The sequence below is a fragment of the Pseudomonas sp. FW305-96 genome (genome assembly GCF_058783825.1).
This window is the reverse complement of the sequence record NZ_JBYSYW010000019.1, coordinates 1-17,763: the sequence shown is the minus strand read 5'-3', so window position 1 is coordinate 17,763 and position 17,763 is coordinate 1. Positions and strand designations below refer to the sequence as shown.

Genomic DNA, 17,763 nt, shown 5'->3' with positions numbered 1-17,763 from the left:
CCTTTTCGCATGAGGTAATCGCATGTCTCAATCGCTGTTCAGCCTGGCCTTCGGCGTCGGCACCCAGAACCGCCAGGGCGCCTGGCTGGAAGTCTTCTACGCACAGCCTGTGCTCAAGCCGTCCGCCGAACTGGTCGCGGCCATCGCACCGGTCCTCGGTTATGAAGGGGGCAACCAGGCCATCGCCTTCAGCACTGCCCAGGCCGCCCAGCTGGCCGACGCGCTCAAGGGCATCGACGCCGCCCAGGCCGCCCTGCTGACCCGCCTGGCCGAAAGCCACAAGCCGCTGGTCGCCACCCTGCTGGCCGAAGACGGCGCCCTGACCTCCACCCCCGAGGCCTACCTCAAGCTGCACCTGCTGTCGCACCGCCTGGTCAAGCCGCACGGTGTGTCGCTGGCCGGCATCTTCCCGCTGCTGCCCAACGTCGCCTGGACCAACCAGGGCGCGGTCGACCTGGCGGAGCTTGCCGAGCGGCAACTGGAAGCGCGCCTGAAAGGCGAACTGCTGGAAGTATTCTCGGTGGACAAGTTCCCGAAGATGACCGACTACGTGGTGCCCGCCGGCGTGCGCATCGCCGACACCGCCCGTGTGCGCCTGGGCGCCTACATCGGCGAAGGCACCACCATCATGCACGAAGGCTTCGTCAACTTTAACGCCGGCACCGAAGGCCCGGGCATGATCGAAGGCCGCGTCTCCGCCGGCGTGTTCGTCGGCAAGGGTTCCGACCTGGGCGGCGGCTGCTCGACCATGGGCACCCTGTCCGGCGGTGGCAACATCGTCATCAAGGTCGGCGAAGGCTGCCTGATCGGCGCCAACGCCGGTATCGGCATACCGCTGGGCGACCGCAACACCGTCGAAGCCGGCCTGTACATCACCGCCGGTACCAAGGTGAACCTGCTGGACGAGAACAACCAGCTGGTCAAGGTGGTCAAGGCACGCGATCTGGCCGGCCAGACCGACTTGCTGTTCCGCCGCAACTCGCTCAATGGCGCCGTGGAGTGCAAGACCCACAAGTCGGCCATCGAGCTGAACGAGGCATTGCACGCTCACAACTGAGGCTCTGCCTGGGTTTGAGGTGATAAGATCGGGTCTGCTCCTACGGGCAGACCCGATTTTTCATTCCAGGCCCCGCGAACATGTTCCAGCCCTCCCCCTGGCGTACCGATTTCCCGGCCATCGCCGCCCTGCAACGGCAGCACCAGACCTACCTGGACAGCGCCGCTACCTCGCAGAAACCCCAGGCCCTGCTCGATGCCCTGAGCCATTACTACGGCCATGGCGCAGCCAACGTGCACCGCGCCCAGCACCTGCCCGGCGCCTTGGCGACACAGGCCTTCGAGGGCACACGGGACAAGGTCGCCGCCTGGCTCAATGCAGTCGATGCGCGTCAGATCGTATTCACCCACGGCGCTACCTCTGCATTGAACCTGCTGGCCTATGGCCTGGAACATCGCTTCGAGGCAGGCGACGAAATCGCCGTCAGCGGCCTGGAGCACCACGCCAACCTGCTGCCCTGGCAGCAACTGGCGCACCGCCGCAACCTGCGACTGGTGGTCCTGCCGGTCACCGACCAGGGACATGTCGACCTGGAGCAGGCCCTGCAACTGATCGGCCCGCGCACTCGCCTGCTGGCGATCAGCCAACTGTCCAACGTGCTGGGTACCTGGCAACCGCTGGCGCCGTTGCTGGCACACGCTCGCGCCCAGGGCGCGCTGAGTGTCGTCGATGGCGCCCAGGGCGTGGTCCATGGCCGGCATGACGTGCAGCAACTGGCGTGCGACTTCTATGTGTTCTCCAGCCACAAACTCTATGGTCCCGACGGGGTGGGCGTACTTTACGGCCGCCAGGATGCGCTGGCGTTGCTGCGTCACTGGCAGTACGGCGGAGAAATGGTGCAGATGGCGGACTACCAGAGCGCCAGCTTCCGCCCCGCGCCACTGGGTTTCGAAGCCGGCACCCCGCCGATTGCCGGGGTGATCGGCCTGGGGGCCACCCTGGACTACCTGGCCAGCCTCGACGTACATGCCGTGGCTGCCCATGAAAGCAGCCTGCACCAGTACCTGGTACGGGGCCTGACCGATCGCGAGGGGGTTCGCCTGCTCGGCTCGCCCGAGGCGGCTTTGGCCAGTTTCGTCATCGATGGCGTGCACAACGCCGATATCGCCCACCTGCTGACCGAACAGGGCATCGCCGTGCGCGCCGGGCACCATTGCGCCATGCCACTGCTCAGGCACCTGGGGCTCGATGGCGCGATCCGCGTTTCGCTGGGGCTGTACTCCGACAGTGACGACCTGCAGCGCTTCTTCGCGGCGCTCGACAAAGGCCTGGAGCTGTTGCGATGAACCTTTCGCCAGAGGCCAGCCAAGCGCTGGAAGCTTTCGAACAGGCGCGTGGCTGGGAACAACGGGCGCGGTTGCTGATGCAGTGGGGCGACCGCCTGGAGCCACTGGGCGACAGCGAAAAAACCGAAGCCAACCGGGTGCATGGCTGCGAGAGCCTGGTATGGCTGGTGGCGGTGCAGGACGACGGCCAGTGGCGGTTCAAGGCAGGCAGCGATGCGCGGATGCTGCGGGGGTTGCTGGCACTTCTTCTTGTGCGAGTACAAGGCTTGGCCAGCGATCAGTTGGCAGCGCTCGACCTGAGCGCCTGGTTTACCCAACTGGGGCTGGAGCGGCAGTTGTCACCGTCGCGCAGCAATGGGCTGCATGCGGTGCTACTGAGGATGGCCGAACTCGCCACCCAGGCCTGAATCGCTGCCCCGCGATAGCCTAATCAGCCTTGACCCGCTCCGAAGGTCGCCGCGCCCCGGCCACCAGTTTTTCAACGGCCTTGCTCGCCGCCACCATGCCGAAGGTCGCGGTCACCATCATCACCGCGCCGAAACCACCGGCGCAGTCCAGGCGTACGCCTTCACCGACAAAGCTCTTCTGCAGGCACACACTGCCGTCGCCCTTGGGGTAGCGCAGCTGTTCGCTGGAGAACACGCATGGCACGCCATAGTTGCGGCTGGTGTTGCGCGAGAAGTTGTAGTCGCGGCGCAAGGTCGAGCGCACCCGTGAAGCCAGCGGGTCGTTGAAGGTCTTGTTGAGATCGCCGACCTGGATCTGGGTCGGGTCGATCTGCCCACCGGCGCCACCGGTGGTGACGATGGCGATCTTGCGCCGGCGGCACCAGGCAATCAGCGCGGCCTTGGCCATCACGCTGTCGATGCAGTCGATCACGCAGTCCATCTGCTCGGTGATGTACTCGGCCATGGTTTCGCGGGTGACGAAATCGGCCACCGCGTGCACCGTGCAGGCCGGGTTGATCGCCCGCAGACGCTCGGCCATCACCTCCACCTTGAGGCGGCCCACCTGCCCTTCGAGGGCGTGGGCCTGGCGGTTGGTGTTGCTCACGCAGACATCGTCGAGGTCGAACAGGCTGATCTCGCCCACGCCACTGCGCGCCAGGGCCTCGGCTGCCCACGAGCCGACCCCGCCGATACCGACGATGGCCACATGGGCCTGGCGCAGGCGCTGCAGGCCATCGTCGCCGTAGAGCCGGGCGACGCCGGCGAAGCGTGGATCTTCTGTGCTCATGTGGGTACCTCGAAAAAACCGGCGCGCATTATATGCCAAGGCATGCGCTCCGGGGGGAGCACAGCGCGTGAACACGCCGCAAGGGCGTGGCAGAGCGGCCCGGGGTTGGAACAAAACCTACCGAGCCTGCTTTAATGTCCTATCAAGCAAATATATCTGGACGACAAGCGAACGGCCTCAGAACTACATTCCTTGTCGATAATCCAACAGATTACCTTCTCCGGCACTTGTAGGACCCACGGCCTGCGACAGCGACCCTCGCTCCCCTCTTCGGAACCTCGAACACCTATGTCATCACGTAAATTCGGTCTCAACCTGGTGGTGGTCCTGGCGATCGCCGCGCTGTTCACCGGGTTCTGGGCCTTGATCAACCGCCCGGTTTCCGCCCCCGCCTGGCCGGAACAGATCTCCGGTTTTTCCTATTCGCCCTTCCGCCTGGGGCAAAGCCCGCAGAAAGGCCAGTACCCCAGTGAGGACGAGATCCGCCAGGACCTCGAGCAACTGAACAAGCTGACCGACAACGTGCGCATCTACACCGTTGAAGGCACCCAGGCCGAGGTACCGCGCCTGGCCGAAGAGCTCGGCCTGCGCGTGACCTTGGGCATCTGGATCAGCAACGACCAGGCGCGCAACGAGCGCGAGATCGAAAAGGCCATCGGCCTGGCCAATACCTCGCGCAGCGTGGTGCGGGTGGTGGTCGGCAACGAAGCGTTGTTTCGCGAGGAAGTCACCGCCGAACAGTTGATCGGTTACCTCGACCGGGTGCGCGCCGCGGTGAAGGTGCCGGTGACCACCAGCGAGCAGTGGCACATCTGGAAGGAACACCCGGAGCTGGCGAAACACGTCGACCTGATCGCCGCGCACATCCTGCCCTATTGGGAATTCGTGCCCATGAAGGACTCGGTGCAGTTCGTCCTCGACCGTGCCCGCGAGCTGCGCAAGCAGTTCCCACGCAAGCCTCTGCTGCTCTCGGAGGTCGGCTGGCCGAGCAATGGCCGCATGCGCGGCGGCGCCGACGCCACCCAGGCCGACCAGGCCATCTACCTGCGTACCCTGGTCAACACCCTCAACCGCCGTGGCTACAACTACTTCGTCATCGAGGCCTACGACCAGCCGTGGAAGGCCAGCGACGAAGGTTCGGTGGGCGCCTACTGGGGCGTGTACAACGCCGAGCGCCAGCAGAAGTTCAACTTCGAGGGGCCGATCGTGGCGATCCCGCAATGGCGCGCCTTGGCCGTGGCCTCGGTGGTGCTGGCGATGATCGCCCTGGCCGTCCTGCTGATCGACGGCTCGGCCCTGCGCCAGCGTGGGCGTACCTTCCTCACCTTCATCACCTTCCTGTGCGGGTCGGTGCTGGTATGGATCGCCTACGACTACAGCCAGCAGTACAGCACCTGGTTCAGCCTCACCGTGGGCGTGCTGCTGGCGCTCGGTGCCCTCGGCGTTTTCATCGTGCTGCTGACCGAGGCCCACGAACTGGCCGAGGCGGTGTGGATCCACAAACGCCGACGCGAATTCCTGCCCGTGCAGGGCGACAGCGCCTATCGCCCCAAAGTCTCGGTGCATGTGCCGTGCTACAACGAGCCGCCGGAGATGGTCAAGCAGACCCTCGACGCCCTCGCCGCGCTGGACTACCCGGATTACGAAGTGCTGGTGATCGACAACAACACCAAGGACCCAGCCGTGTGGGAGCCGCTCAAGGCCCACTGCGAGAAGCTCGGCACGCGCTTCAAGTTCTTCCACGTCGCGCCCCTGGCCGGCTTCAAGGGCGGGGCGCTGAACTACCTGATCCCGCACACCGCCAAGGACGCCGAGGTGATCGCGGTGATCGACTCGGACTACTGCGTCGACCGTAATTGGCTAAAACACATGGTGCCGCACTTCGCCGACCCGAAGATCGCCGTGGTGCAGTCGCCGCAGGACTACCGCGACCAGCACGAGAGCGCCTTCAAGAAGCTGTGCTACAGCGAGTACAAGGGCTTCTTCCATATCGGCATGGTCACCCGCAACGACCGTGACGCGATCATCCAGCACGGCACCATGACCATGACCAGGCGCAGCGTGCTCGAGGAGCTAGGCTGGGCCGAGTGGTGCATCTGCGAAGACGCCGAGCTGGGCCTGCGGGTATTCGAGAAAGGCCTGTCGGCGGCCTACGCCCACAACAGCTACGGCAAGGGCCTGATGCCCGACACCTTCATCGACTTCAAGAAGCAGCGCTTCCGCTGGGCCTACGGCGCCATCCAGATCATCAAGCACCACGCCGGCGCCCTGCTGCGCGGCAAGGGCAGCGAGCTGACCCGCGGCCAGCGCTACCACTTCCTGGCCGGCTGGCTGCCATGGATCGCCGATGGCATGAACATCTTCTTCACCGTCGGCGCGCTGCTGTGGTCGGCGGCGATGATCATCGTGCCGCATCGGGTCGATCCGCCGCTGATGATGTTCGCCATCCCGCCGCTGGCGCTGTTCTTCTTCAAGGTCGGCAAGATCCTGTTCCTCTATCGCCGCGCGGTGGGTGTCGACCTGAAGGACGCCTTCGCCGCCGCCCTGGCTGGGCTGGCGCTGTCGCATACCATCGCCAAGGCGGTGCTGTACGGTTTCTTCACCAGCAGCATGCCGTTCTTCCGCACGCCAAAGAATGCTGATAGCCATGGGCTACTGGTGGCGATTGCCGAGGCCCGCGAAGAGCTGTTCATCATGCTGATGCTGTGGGGCGCGGCGCTAGGGATCTATCTGGTTCAGGGGCTGCCGAGTTCGGACATGCGCTTCTGGGTGGCGATGCTGCTGGTGCAGTCGTTGCCGTACCTGGCGGCGTTGGTGATGGCGCTGCTGTCGTCGCTGCCCAAGCCGGCGGACAAGGTCAGCGAAGCACAAGTCGTTTGATGCAGCGTGGGAGCGGCGGTACGCCGCCCCCGCCAAGCACATCGTGTCCGCAAACATCATTTGATATAAGATAACGCCCAGTTTCCTGCCCTGCCTTGCCCCCGGAGTCTTGCAATGACGGCCCCTGCCGAGCTTTCGCCTACCCTGCAACTGGCCTGCGACCTGATCCGCCGCCCGTCGGTCACCCCGGTCGATGCCGACTGCCAGACCCAGATGATGAACCGCCTGGGCGCCGTCGGCTTCCAGCTCGAGCCGATGCGCATCGAAGACGTAGACAACTTCTGGGCCAGCCATGGCACCCAGGAAGGCCCGGTGCTGTGCTTCGCCGGCCACACCGACGTGGTGCCCACCGGCCCAGTGCAGCAGTGGCAGCATGAGCCGTTCGAAGCGCTGATCGATGCCGACGGCATGCTCTGCGGCCGTGGCGCCGCCGACATGAAGGGCAGCCTGGCGTCTATGGTGGTGGCCAGCGAACGCTTCGTGCACGACTACCCGAACCACCGCGGCAAGGTCGCGTTCCTGATCACCAGCGACGAGGAAGGCCCGGCCCACCATGGCACCAAGGCCGTGGTCGAGCGTCTGAAGGCGCGCAACGAGCGCCTGGACTGGTGCATCGTCGGCGAGCCGTCCAGCACCACCCTGCTCGGTGACGTGGTCAAGAATGGCCGTCGCGGCTCGCTCGGCGCCAAGCTGACCGTGCGCGGCAAGCAGGGCCACGTGGCCTACCCGCACCTGGCGCGCAACCCTATCCACCTGGCCGCGCCGGCCCTGGCGGAACTTGCCGCCGAGCACTGGGACGAAGGTAACGCGTTCTTCCCGCCGACCAGCTTCCAGATCTCCAACCTCAACTCCGGCACTGGCGCCACCAACGTGGTCCCTGGCGAACTGACGGCGCTGTTCAATTTCCGTTTCTCCACCGAATCGACGGTCGAGGGCCTGCAGCAACGCGTCGCGGCGATCCTCGACAAGCACCAGCTGGAATGGAGCATCGATTGGGCGCTGTCGGGCCTGCCGTTCCTCACCGAGCCGGGCGAACTGCTCGATGCGGTGTCGTCGAGCATCAAGGCCGTCACTGGTCGCGAGACCCGCCCATCCACCAGCGGCGGTACCTCCGATGGCCGTTTCATCGCCACCATGGGTACCCAGGTGGTCGAGCTCGGCCCGGTCAACGCCACCATCCACCAGGTGGACGAGCGTATCCTGGCCAGCGACCTCGACCTGCTGACCGAGATCTACTATCAGACCCTGGTACGGTTGCTCGCCTGATGCTCGCCTGCCCTCTCTGCCTGGCGCCCCTGGCGCAGCTCGACAACGGCGTGGCCTGCCCCGCCGGCCACCGCTTCGACCGCGCCCGCCAGGGTTACCTGAACCTGCTGCCGGTGCAACACAAGAACAGCCGTGACCCGGGTGACAACCAGGCCATGGTCGAAGCCCGTCGTGACTTCCTCGACGCCGGGCACTACGCCCCGGTGGCGAGTCGCCTGGCGCAACTGGCTGCCGAGCGCCAGCCGCAGGCCTGGCTGGACATCGGCTGCGGCGAAGGCTACTACACCGCGAAGATTGCCCAGGCGCTGCCTGCGGCCGACGGCTACGCCCTGGACATCTCCCGCGAAGCGGTGAAGCGCGCGTGCCGCCGAGCCCCTGAAGTGACCTGGATGGTGGCCAGCATGGCCCGCGTTCCCATGGCCGATGCCAGCTGTGGCTTCATCGCCAGCGTGTTCAGCCCGCTCGACTGGCAGGAGGCCAGGCGCCTGCTCGCCCCGGGCGGCGGGCTGATGCGGGTCGGCCCGACCAGCGGTCACCTGATGGAGCTGCGCGAGGTGCTCTACGATGAAGTGCGTCCCTACGCCGACGACAAGCACCTTGCCCTGGTCCCTGAAGGCATGACCCACGCCCACAGCGAGGTCCTCGAGTTCCGCCTGAGCCTGGTCGAGGCCAAGGCCCGCGCCGATCTGCTGGCGATGACCCCGCACGGCTGGCGGGCCAGCGCCGAGAAGCGCGCACAAGTGATCGACCAACCCGAACCTTTCGTGGTCACCGTTTCCATGCGTTATGACTATTTCGTGCGCCAAGACTGAGCACACTGGAGCCACCCATGCGTCAACCCGATATCGAGATCTACCTCAAGGACGCCGAGGTCGATCACAAGCAGATCGCCGACTGGCTGACCCAGGCCCTGGGCCCGTGCAGCGAATGGAAGCAGAAAGGCCAGACCTTCAAGTGCACAGCCGGTAACATCCCGGTTACCTGGTTGCCAAAGGCTGTGGGGAAATGGAACAGCCTGTACCTGGAAAGTGACCAGACCCCCTGGGTCGACGACATCGCCTGCGCGCGTGCGGCATTCGCCGCGCTGAACGTCGAAGTGCGTTGCGCGCCAGGTAGCTGGGCGGAAGAAGACGGGGAAGAAGATGCCGATCGCTGGATCCGCATCAGCGCCGACGGTGAAGAAGAAATCACCTGGCGTACCAGCTGAGGCCGTTCGCATCAGGCTGCAAGTTCCACGGACAACTTGCAGCTTGAGCGTGCAGCCGGAAGACTCAGAGCCCGACTACATCCTCTGCCTGCAGGCCTTTCTGGCCCTGCACGAGTGCGTACTCCACCTGCTGTCCCTCGACCAGGGTGCGATGCCCCTCACCGCGGATAGCCCGATAGTGGACGAACACGTCCGCACCACCTTCGCGCTGAATGAAGCCATAACCCTTGGCATCGTTGAACCACTTCACATTCCCAGTCTCACGAGACGACATCTGAACTACTCCGGATTTTTATTTTGAAGATCGCCTTGCTGGCATGGGCTCACCGCCCGTGCCGACGCAGCTTGCGCGAATATCCTGCAAGCGGCAGGCCGAGTATATGACAGGGAACAAAAAAAATTCATGACAGGGTCATTTTTGGCGGAATTTTGCTGAACTTACGCAGATACGGCAGACTAACGTGCTGAAAAGACACTGCAACTTCCACCCAGGGCCCACCCCATGACCCGTTCTCCCCTGCGCCGCCTCATCTTCGGCGCCCTGCGTCGCGTTCTCTACCTGTGGGTGCGCTCCGAAACCATCAACCAGTCCTCGCTGACACTCAAGCTCGACCGCAGCCGACCGGTGTTCTACGCCCTCTCCTCGCCTTCGCTGACCGACCTGGCCGTGGTTGACCACGAATGCACCAAGGCAGGGCTGCCACGCCCGGTGCTGCCGGTGGCCGTCGGCCCCTTGCAGGAGCCCGCGGCATTCTTCTACCTGACCCCCGACCCCGACTGGCTCGGCCGCCAGGACAAGCGTGGCGCGCCGCCCACCCTCGAACGCCTGGTCGCGGCGATCAGCCAGCACGCCGAGGAAGACGCGCAGATCATTCCGGTCAGCGTGTTCTGGGGCCAGACCCCGGCCAGCGAGTCGAGCCCGTGGAAACTGCTGTTCGCCGACAGCTGGGCGGTCACCGGCCGCCTGCGCCGGCTGCTCAGCGTGCTGATCCTCGGGCGCAAGACCCGGGTGCAGTTCTCCGCGCCAATCCACCTGCGCGAGCTGGTGCAGCACAACAAGGGCCACGAGCGCACCGTGCGCATGGCCCAACGCATGATGCGCGTGCATTTTCGCAACCTGAAGACCGCGGTCATCGGGCCAGACATCTCGCACCGGCGCAACCTGGTCAAAGGGCTGGTGCACGACCCGTTGGTGCGCCAGGCGATCAGCGACGAGGCCGACCGCGAGAAAATCCCCTACGCCAAGGCCGAGGCCAAGGGGCTGCACTATGGCAATGAGATCGCCTCGGACTATACCTACACCGCGATCCGCTTCCTTGAAGTGGTGCTGAGCTGGTTCTGGAACAAGATCTACGACGGCATCAAGGTCAACCACATCGAGCAGGTGCAGGGTATCGCCCCCGGCCACGAAGTGATCTACGTGCCCTGCCACCGCAGCCACATCGACTACCTGCTGCTGTCCTACCTGCTGTTCCGCAACGGCCTGACGCCGCCGCACATCGCCGCCGGCATCAACCTCAACATGCCGGTGATCGGCGGCCTGCTGCGCCGCGGCGGGGCGTTCTTCATGCGCCGCACGTTCAAGGGCAACCCGCTGTACACCGCCGTGTTCAACGAATACCTGCACACCCTGTTCACCAAGGGCTTCCCGGTGGAGTACTTCGTCGAAGGCGGGCGTTCGCGCACCGGGCGCATGCTGCAGCCGCGCACCGGCATGCTGGCAATCACCCTGCGCAGCTTCCTGCGCTCCTCGCGCACGCCGATCGTCTTCGTGCCGGTGTACATCGGCTACGAGCGGGTGCTCGAAGGCCGCACCTACCTGGGCGAGCTGCGCGGCGCCAGCAAGAAGAAGGAATCGATCTTCGACATCTTCAAGGTCATCGGCGCGCTCAAGCAGCGCTTCGGCCAGGTATACGTCAACTTCGGCGAGCCGATCCGCCTGAACAGCTTCCTCGACCAGCAGCAACCCGGCTGGCGCGAACAGGCGCTGGGCCCGCAGTTCCGCCCGGACTGGCTCAACGAAACCACCACCCGCCTGGGCGAAACGGTTGCCCGCCACCTCAACGAGGCTGCGGCAATCAACCCGGTCAACCTGGTGGCGCTGGCCCTGTTGTCGACCAGCCGCCTGGCCCTGGACGAACGAGCCCTGACCCGCGTGCTCGACCTGTACCTGGCCCTGCTGCGCCAGGTGCCCTACTCGCCGCACACCACCCTGCCCGAGGGTGACGGCAAGGCACTTATCGAGCACGTACTGGGCATGGACCTGCTGGCCGAGCAGAAGGATGCGCTGGGTCGCATCCTCTACCTGGACGAAGCCAACGCGGTACTGATGACCTACTACCGCAACAACGTACTGCACATCTTCGCCCTGCCGGGGCTGCTGGCGAGCTTCTTCCTCAGCAGCTCGCGCATGAGCCGCGAACTGCTGGGCCAGTACGTGCGAGCGCTGTATCCGTACCTACAGGCCGAACTGTTCCTGCGCTGGACGCCCGAGCAACTGGACGAGGTGATCGACCAGTGGCTGGCGGCGCTGGTCGAACAGGGGCTGCTGCGCAAGGAGCAAGACATCTACATGCGCCCCGCGCCCAGCTCGCGGCAGTTCGTGCTGCTGACGCTGCTGGCGCGCACCATCACCCAGACCCTGCAGCGCTTCTACATGGCCACTTCGCTGCTGCTCAACAGCGGCCAGCACACGCTGAGCGCCGAGGAACTGGAGGAGCTGTGCGTGATGATGGCCCAGCGCCTGTCGATCCTGCATGGCTTGAATGCGCCCGAGTTCTTCGACAAGACTCTGTTCCGCCACTTCATCCAGACGCTGGTACGCGAAGGGGTCTTGCGACCCGACAGCACCGGCAAGCTGGGCTACCACGACAAGCTCGCCGAACTGGCCGAAGGCGTGGCCAAGCGCGTGCTGTCGGCGGAGCTGCGCCTGTCGATCCGCCAGGTGGCCTTGCACCGCGATGAAACACCGGAACCTGCCGCGCTTGCCTGACTGGCCCGATCACGGCCTGAACGATACGCTGAACCTGTTCCATTCTGCCCATAAGGAAAGCCCCATGATCCGCTCCTCCCTGCGCTTCACCACTCTGTGCGCCGGCCTGCTGTTGTCGGCCAGCGCCCTGGCCCTGTCGCTCGGCGACCTGTCCCAGAGCGACGCCTCCGGCGGCCTGAAGGACGCCCTTACCCAAGGCGCGCAGATCGCCGTCAAGCAACTGAGCACCCCCGGCGGCTTCAGCAACAACCCGGACGTGCGCATCGAGCTGCCGGGCAACCTCGGCAAAGCGGCCAAAGCCATGAAGATGTTCGGCAAGGGTGACCAGGTCGATGCCCTGGAAACCAGCATGAACAAGGCCGCCGAGGCTGCCGTGCCGCAAGCCCAGGCGATCCTGGTGGACGCGGTGAAGAAGATGACCGTGACCGACGCCAAGGGCATCCTCAGCGGCGGCCAGGATTCGGCCACCCAGTACCTGAACAAGAGCAGCCGCGAGCAGATCCGCGCCAAGTTCCTGCCGATCGTCAAGCAGGCCACCGACAAGGTCGGCCTGGCCCAGCAGTACAACAGCTTTGCCGGGCAGGCCAAAGGCCTGGGCCTGATCAAGGATGACGCCAATATCGAGAACTATGTGACCGAGAAGGCGCTGGACGGCTTGTTCGAAATGATCGGCAAGCAGGAAGAAAGCATTCGCCAGAACCCGGCCGGTGCGGCTACCAGCCTGGCCAAGAAGGTGTTCGGCGCGCTGTGATGTTGAGCTGAAAACCAGTGGGGCTGCTGTGTAGCCCTATCGCCGGCAAGCCAGCTCCCACAGATACTGCGCAACTCGTGTGGGAGCCGGCTTGCCGGCGATAGGAGGGCAAAGCCCTCCCGCTCGTTCCTCAGTTTTTCCTGACCCTGAACCACGCCGCATACAACGCTGGCAGGAATAGCAGGGTCAGCACCGTGGCGACGATCAATCCACCCATGATCGCTACCGCCATCGGCCCGTAGAACACACTCCTCGACAACGGAATCATCGCCAGCACCGCCGCCAGCGCGGTCAGCACGATCGGCCGGAAGCGCCGCACCGTGGCCTCGATGATCGCCTGCCAACGCTCCATCCCCCCGGCGATGTCCTGTTCGATCTGGTCCACCAGGATCACCGAGTTGCGCATGATCATGCCGGCCAGGGCGATGGTCCCGAGCATGGCGACGAACCCGAACGGCTGGCGGAACACCAGCAGGAACAGGGTCACGCCAATCAGCCCGAGGGGCGCGGTGAGGAACACCATGAACATCCGCGAGAAACTGCGCAGCTGGATCATCAGCAGGCTCAGCACCACCACGATGAACAGCGGCATGCCGGCGTTCACCGAACGCTGGCCACGCTCGGAGTCTTCCACCGTGCCGCCCACTTCGAGCAAGTAGCCATCAGGCAGCTCGCCCTTGATCTGTGCCAGCGTCGGCTGGATCTGCTTGATCAAGGTCGCCGGCTGTTCCTTGTCGTAGATATCGGCGCGCACGGTGACCGTAGGCAGGCGGTTGCGGTGCCAGATGATGCCTTCCTCGAAGCCGTATTCCAGGGTCGCCACCTGCGACAGGGCCACGCTCTGGCCGTTGTCGGTGGGCACCGCCAGGCTGCCCAGGTTGCCCAGCTCACGGCGCTCCTCTGGCGTACCACGCAGGAGAATCTCGATCAGCTCGTTGTCTTCGCGGTACTGGCTGACGTTGCTGCCGGTCAGCGAACTCTGCAAGAAGCTCGACAGGTGCGCGGTGCTCACGCCCAGCGCCCGGGCACGGTCCTGGTCGATATCCAGGTACACCGCCTTGCTCGGCTCTTCCCAGTCCAGGTGCACGTTGACCACGTGCGGGTTCTCACGCACTTTGGCCGCCACCTCGCGGGCCAGGGCGCGAACCTTTTCGATATGTTCGCCGGTGACACGGAACTGCACCGGATAACCTACGGGCGGGCCGTTTTCCAGGCGCGTGACCCGCGAACGCAGGTCGGGGAACTGCTGGTCCAGGGTTCCAATCAACCAGCTGCGCAGGCGCTCACGGTCCTCCAGCGACTTGGCCAGCACCACGAACTGGGCAAAGCTCGCCGCCGGCAGTTGCTGGTCCAGCGGCAGGTAGAAACGCGGTGAACCGGTGCCGATATAGGCGACATAGTTGGCGATACCGTCCTGCTGCTTGAGCAAGGCCTCCAACTGCTTGACCCGCTCGGCGGTGTTGTTCAGCGAAGCGCCTTCGGTCAGTTTCAGATCGACCATCAGCTCCGGCCGCCCGGACGCGGGGAAGAACTGCTGCGGCACGAAGCGGAACAGCAGGATACTGCCGACGAACGCGGCGATGGTCAGCACAATCACCGTCTTGCGCCGCCGCACGCACCACTCCACCACGCGTCGGACACGCTGGTAGAACGGTGTCGCATAGGGATCGGGGGCGTGCCCGTCGGCGCCGTGGCGAGCGGCGTGGAGCTTGGCCAGGTCCGGCAGCAGGCGCTCGCCCAGGTAAGGCACGAACACCACCGCTGCTACCCAGGACGTGAGCAAGGCAATGGTCACCACCTGGAAGATCGAACGGGTGTATTCCCCTGTGCTCGACGCCGCCGTGGCGATCGGCAGGAAGCCCGCCGCGGTGATCAGGGTGCCGGTGAGCATCGGGAACGCCGTGCTGGTCCAGGCGTAGCTCGCAGCCTTGAGCCGGTCGTAGCCCTGCTCCATCTTGATCGCCATCATCTCCACCGCGATGATCGCATCGTCGACCAGCAGGCCCAGTGCCAGCACCAGCGCTCCCAGCGAGATCTTGTGCAGGCCGATGCCGAAGTAGTGCATGGCGGCAAAGGTCATGGCCAGCACCAGCGGGATCGCCAGCGCCACTACCAGGCCGGTGCGCAGGCCCAGCGAGAAAAAACTCACCAGCAGGACGATGGCCAGGGCCTCGACCAGCACCTGCACGAACTCACCGACCCCGGCCTTTACCGCCGCCGGCTGGTCGGACACCTTGCGCAGTTCCATGCCTGCCGGCAGGCTCTGCGCCAGGCGGGCGAACTCGCCTTCCAGAGCCTTGCCAAGCACCAGGATGTCGCCGCCGTCCTTCATCGACACCGCCAGCCCGATGGCGTCCTCGCCCATGAAGCGCATGCGCGGCGCGGGTGGGTCGTTAAAACCGCGCTGCACCTCGGCGACGTCACCGATGCGGAAGGTGCGATCACCAATGCGGATAGGAAACTGGCGAATCTGCTCGACGCTGTCGAAGCGCCCGCTGACCCTCAGTTGCAGGCGCTCGCTCGAGGTTTCGAAGAAACCCGCGGTACTCACCGCGTTCTGTTCGCGCAGCGCCTGCTGCACGGCGGCGAGCGGCACCCCGAGGGTGGCCAGCTTGACGTTGGACAGTTCGATCCAGATCTTCTCGTCCTGCAGGCCGATGAGCTCCACCTTGCCCACGTCCTTGACCCGCTGCAGCTGGATCTGGATACGGTCGGCGTAGTCCTTGAGCACCGCGTAGTCGAAGCCGGCGCCGGTCAGGGCGTAGATATTGCCGAAGGTGGTGCCGAACTCGTCGTTGAAGAATGGCCCCTGCGCCTCGGGGGGCAGGGTGTGCTTGATGTCCGCGACCTTCTTGCGGATCTGGTACCACAGCTCGGGGATATCCTTGGAATGCATCGCGTCACGGGCCATGAACGTGACCTGGGACTCACCGGGCCGGGAGAACGAGACGATCTTCTCGTACTCGCCGGTCTCCATCAGTTTCTTCTCGATACGCTCGGTGACCTGGCGCGACACCTCCTCGGCGGTCGCGCCTGGCCACAGGGTACGGATGACCATGGCCTTGAAGGTGAAGGGCGGATCCTCGCTCTGCCCCAGCTTGGTGTAGGACATGGCACCAATTGCTGCCAACAGGATCATCAGGAACAACACGATCTGGCGATTGCGCAGCGCCCAGGCGGAAAGGTTGAAACCCATCGGGACTTACTCCTTGGCCGCCAGGTTTACTTCACGGTTGCTGCGGTCCACAGGCCGCACCTGTTGCCCCTCGCGCAGCACATGGCCGCCTGCTGCCACCACCCAATCACTGGCTTGCAGGCCTTCGAGCACCGGCACGCTGTCCGCGCCATAGGCACCCAGACGCACAGCGGCGCGCTCCAGGCGGTTGTCCTTGCCAACCCGCCAGACATAGGCCTGCCCCGCTTCGGCGGTCACCGCCGACAGCGGCACCGCCAGCGGCGAGCGTTCGGCGTGGTCGATGAACACCCGCGCGCTCTGGCCCAATTCGGCCGGGGTGGCGTTGGAGGTAAAGGCGATGCGCGCGGCGAAGGTGCGCGAACGCGGGTCCGCCGCCGGGGAAAGCTCGCGGATCCGCCCTTCGAAACGCTGGTTCGGGTGCGACCACAGCTCGACGCTGACCGTCTGCCCGACGGCGAAGCGGGCGAACTGCTGCTCCGGCAGGCCGATGGCTACTTCGCGCTCACCATCGGCGGCCAGCGTGAACACGGTCTGCCCTGCCGCCACCACCTGGCCCACCTCGACCTGGCGCTTGGCGATCACGCCGGCCTGGGGGGCGCGCAGCACGGCGTACTCGGCCTGGTTGCCCGCCACCTCGTACTCGGCCTTGGCCTGCTTCAGGCGGGCCATGCCAGCGCGGTAGAGGTTCTCGGCATTGTCGAACTGGGAATGGCTGACCATCTGCCGATCCAGCAGTTTCTGGTAGCGGTCGCGCTCGGCGCGTACCAGCGCCAGGTTGGCCTCGGCCGCCGCCAGCTGGGCGCGATTGGCCTCCAGTTGCAGGCGCACGTCCTGCGGGTCGAGTTCGGCCAGCGGCTGCTCGGCCTTGACCCGCTGCCCCTCCTCCACCAGGCGTTTGCTGACCTTGCCTCCGATACGGAACGCCAGTTCAGGCTCGAAACGCGCCCGCACCTCGCCCGGGTAGCTGTCGGCGGATGCCCCGGCCGGCTGGGGTTGGACCACCAGTGCCGGACGCGGCGCGGCGGGTGGCGCGGCCTCCTGGCCGCAGGCGGTGAGCAGCAGCACGGCAAAGGCCGGCAGGGCGAGGGACAACGCACGACGCAACATGATGAATGACCTTTGGCAGAGGGCGCATCGAATATTTATACTGGCGAGTATATTAAGTCAGCGAATCGGGTCGGGGAAGCGGGCGCTTCAGAGAAAATCGATATTTAGTGGTGCGACGTACGCTGCAGCCGACCGCCCCCGGACCCGGTAAGATGTGCCCCTTTCACAGAGAATGCGGTCCCTCATGTCCAACGACGCACCCATCGGCCCCGGCCGGCCCAAGGACCTGGCCAAGCGCGAGGCCATCCTCGAAGCCGCCAAGCGCCTGTTTCTCAGCCTTGGCTATGCCAACACCAGCATGGATGCGGTCGCTGCGGCGGCAGGTGTTTCGAAACTCACCGTCTACAGCCATTTCACCGACAAGCAGACGCTGTTCGGCGCGGCGGTCATGGCCACCTGCCAGAACCAGTTGCCCGACCTGATGTTCGAGTATCCCGAAGGCGCGGCGGTGGAAGATGTGCTGCTGAACATTGCCCGTGGTTTCCAGGCTTTGATCAGCAGTGACGAGGCCGTCAAGCTGAGCCGCCTGATCTTTGCCCTGGGTAGCCAGGATCCGGGGTTTGGCCAGTATTTCTATGCGGCGGGGCCCAAGCGGGTGATGAGCGGGATGGAGGCGTTGCTGCGTTGTGTCGACCAGCGCGGGCTGTTGCGGATCGACAACCCGTGGCAGGCGGCGGAGCATTTCTTCTGCCTGGTGAAGGGGGCGCCGGATTATCGGTTGCTGCTGGGGTGCTCGCCGGCGCTGGAGGGGGATGAGGCTGAGGCGCATGTGCGGGAGGCGGTGG

General features: G+C 65.2%; 14 protein-coding genes. 10 read left to right on the top strand and 4 right to left on the bottom strand.

The features are described 5' to 3' along the window. Positions 1 to 22: 22 nt before the first annotated feature. From dapD to AC3WL2_RS15560, 3 genes are all read left to right on the top strand, one after another. Positions 23 to 1,057 (top strand): 2,3,4,5-tetrahydropyridine-2,6-dicarboxylate N-succinyltransferase, encoded by a 1,035-nt coding sequence (dapD, locus tag AC3WL2_RS15570; protein WP_102684046.1) that lies wholly within the window; start codon positions 23 to 25, stop codon positions 1,055 to 1,057. 80 nt (positions 1,058 to 1,137) lie between these two features. Beyond that, positions 1,138 to 2,343 (top strand): cysteine desulfurase, encoded by a 1,206-nt coding sequence (locus AC3WL2_RS15565; protein WP_102684045.1) that lies wholly within the window; start codon positions 1,138 to 1,140, stop codon positions 2,341 to 2,343. Further along, positions 2,340 to 2,750 (top strand): SufE family protein, encoded by a 411-nt coding sequence (locus AC3WL2_RS15560; RefSeq protein WP_102684044.1) that lies wholly within the window; start codon positions 2,340 to 2,342, stop codon positions 2,748 to 2,750. Before AC3WL2_RS15565 ends, AC3WL2_RS15560 begins: the two co-directional genes overlap by 4 nt. Positions 2,751 to 2,769: 19 nt before the next feature. Here AC3WL2_RS15560 and tcdA read toward each other — a convergent pair whose 3' ends face one another. Continuing rightward, a complete protein-coding gene (tcdA, locus tag AC3WL2_RS15555) occupies positions 2,770 to 3,579 on the bottom strand; it encodes a tRNA cyclic N6-threonylcarbamoyladenosine(37) synthase TcdA (protein WP_038706694.1) in 810 nt (269 codons plus the stop codon). A 288-nt stretch (positions 3,580 to 3,867) separates the two neighbouring features. On the opposite strand from tcdA, the gene AC3WL2_RS15550 reads away from it, so the two are divergent. The 4 genes from AC3WL2_RS15550 to AC3WL2_RS15535 all read left to right on the top strand — a co-directional run bounded on the left by AC3WL2_RS15550 (position 3,868) and on the right by AC3WL2_RS15535 (position 8,932). Then, positions 3,868 to 6,459, top strand: a complete 2,592-nt coding sequence (locus tag AC3WL2_RS15550; protein WP_102684043.1) for a glycosyltransferase — start codon at positions 3,868 to 3,870, stop codon at positions 6,457 to 6,459. 114 nt (positions 6,460 to 6,573) lie between these two features. Next, positions 6,574 to 7,725 (top strand): succinyl-diaminopimelate desuccinylase, encoded by a 1,152-nt coding sequence (gene dapE, locus AC3WL2_RS15545; protein ID WP_102684042.1) that lies wholly within the window; start codon positions 6,574 to 6,576, stop codon positions 7,723 to 7,725. Next, positions 7,725 to 8,537: a putative RNA methyltransferase gene (locus AC3WL2_RS15540; RefSeq protein WP_102684041.1), complete on the top strand. Its 813-nt coding sequence runs from the start codon at positions 7,725 to 7,727 to the stop codon at positions 8,535 to 8,537. Before dapE ends, AC3WL2_RS15540 begins: the two co-directional genes overlap by 1 nt. A gap of 17 nt (positions 8,538 to 8,554) precedes the next feature. Then, a complete protein-coding gene (locus AC3WL2_RS15535; protein ID WP_102684040.1) occupies positions 8,555 to 8,932 on the top strand; it encodes a hypothetical protein in 378 nt (125 codons plus the stop codon). A 64-nt stretch (positions 8,933 to 8,996) separates the two neighbouring features. Here the strand turns inward: AC3WL2_RS15535 and AC3WL2_RS15530 are convergent, their stop codons facing one another. Continuing rightward, entirely contained in the window at positions 8,997 to 9,206 is a 210-nt protein-coding gene (locus AC3WL2_RS15530; RefSeq protein ID WP_011535295.1) for a cold-shock protein, read from the bottom strand. Positions 9,207 to 9,434: 228 nt separating this feature from the next. Between AC3WL2_RS15530 and plsB the strand changes: the two genes are divergently transcribed. Next, positions 9,435 to 11,924: a glycerol-3-phosphate 1-O-acyltransferase PlsB gene (plsB, locus tag AC3WL2_RS15525; RefSeq protein ID WP_102684039.1), complete on the top strand. Its 2,490-nt coding sequence runs from the start codon at positions 9,435 to 9,437 to the stop codon at positions 11,922 to 11,924. A gap of 64 nt (positions 11,925 to 11,988) precedes the next feature. Next, on the top strand, positions 11,989 to 12,675 hold the full coding sequence (locus AC3WL2_RS15520) for a DUF4197 domain-containing protein (RefSeq protein ID WP_023631317.1): 687 nt from the start codon (positions 11,989 to 11,991) through the stop codon (positions 12,673 to 12,675). A 130-nt stretch (positions 12,676 to 12,805) separates the two neighbouring features. Here AC3WL2_RS15520 and AC3WL2_RS15515 read toward each other — a convergent pair whose 3' ends face one another. Further along, the gene (locus AC3WL2_RS15515; RefSeq protein ID WP_102684038.1) at positions 12,806 to 15,871 is read right to left on the bottom strand and encodes an efflux RND transporter permease subunit; all 3,066 of its coding nucleotides are present in this window, start codon (positions 15,869 to 15,871) and stop codon (positions 12,806 to 12,808) included. Between the two features lie 6 nt (positions 15,872 to 15,877). Beyond that, on the bottom strand, positions 15,878 to 16,978 hold the full coding sequence (locus AC3WL2_RS15510) for an efflux RND transporter periplasmic adaptor subunit (RefSeq protein WP_102684037.1): 1,101 nt from the start codon (positions 16,976 to 16,978) through the stop codon (positions 15,878 to 15,880). 172 nt (positions 16,979 to 17,150) lie between these two features. Between AC3WL2_RS15510 and AC3WL2_RS15505 the strand changes: the two genes are divergently transcribed. Next, positions 17,151 to 17,763 (top strand): TetR/AcrR family transcriptional regulator (locus AC3WL2_RS15505; protein WP_102719676.1); only part of this gene is annotated, 613 nt, incomplete at its 3' end.

Coding starts and splice junctions, on each gene's coding strand:
- dapD (WP_102684046.1), top strand. CDS start 23: ATGTCTCAATCGCTGTTCAGCCTGGCCTTCGGCGTCGGCACCCAGAAC.
- AC3WL2_RS15565 (WP_102684045.1), top strand. CDS start 1,138: ATGTTCCAGCCCTCCCCCTGGCGTACCGATTTCCCGGCCATCGCCGCC.
- AC3WL2_RS15560 (WP_102684044.1), top strand. CDS start 2,340: ATGAACCTTTCGCCAGAGGCCAGCCAAGCGCTGGAAGCTTTCGAACAG.
- tcdA (WP_038706694.1), bottom strand. CDS start 3,579: ATGAGCACAGAAGATCCACGCTTCGCCGGCGTCGCCCGGCTCTACGGC.
- AC3WL2_RS15550 (WP_102684043.1), top strand. CDS start 3,868: ATGTCATCACGTAAATTCGGTCTCAACCTGGTGGTGGTCCTGGCGATC.
- dapE (WP_102684042.1), top strand. CDS start 6,574: ATGACGGCCCCTGCCGAGCTTTCGCCTACCCTGCAACTGGCCTGCGAC.
- AC3WL2_RS15540 (WP_102684041.1), top strand. CDS start 7,725: ATGCTCGCCTGCCCTCTCTGCCTGGCGCCCCTGGCGCAGCTCGACAAC.
- AC3WL2_RS15535 (WP_102684040.1), top strand. CDS start 8,555: ATGCGTCAACCCGATATCGAGATCTACCTCAAGGACGCCGAGGTCGAT.
- AC3WL2_RS15530 (WP_011535295.1), bottom strand. CDS start 9,206: ATGTCGTCTCGTGAGACTGGGAATGTGAAGTGGTTCAACGATGCCAAG.
- plsB (WP_102684039.1), top strand. CDS start 9,435: ATGACCCGTTCTCCCCTGCGCCGCCTCATCTTCGGCGCCCTGCGTCGC.
- AC3WL2_RS15520 (WP_023631317.1), top strand. CDS start 11,989: ATGATCCGCTCCTCCCTGCGCTTCACCACTCTGTGCGCCGGCCTGCTG.
- AC3WL2_RS15515 (WP_102684038.1), bottom strand. CDS start 15,871: ATGGGTTTCAACCTTTCCGCCTGGGCGCTGCGCAATCGCCAGATCGTG.
- AC3WL2_RS15510 (WP_102684037.1), bottom strand. CDS start 16,978: ATGTTGCGTCGTGCGTTGTCCCTCGCCCTGCCGGCCTTTGCCGTGCTG.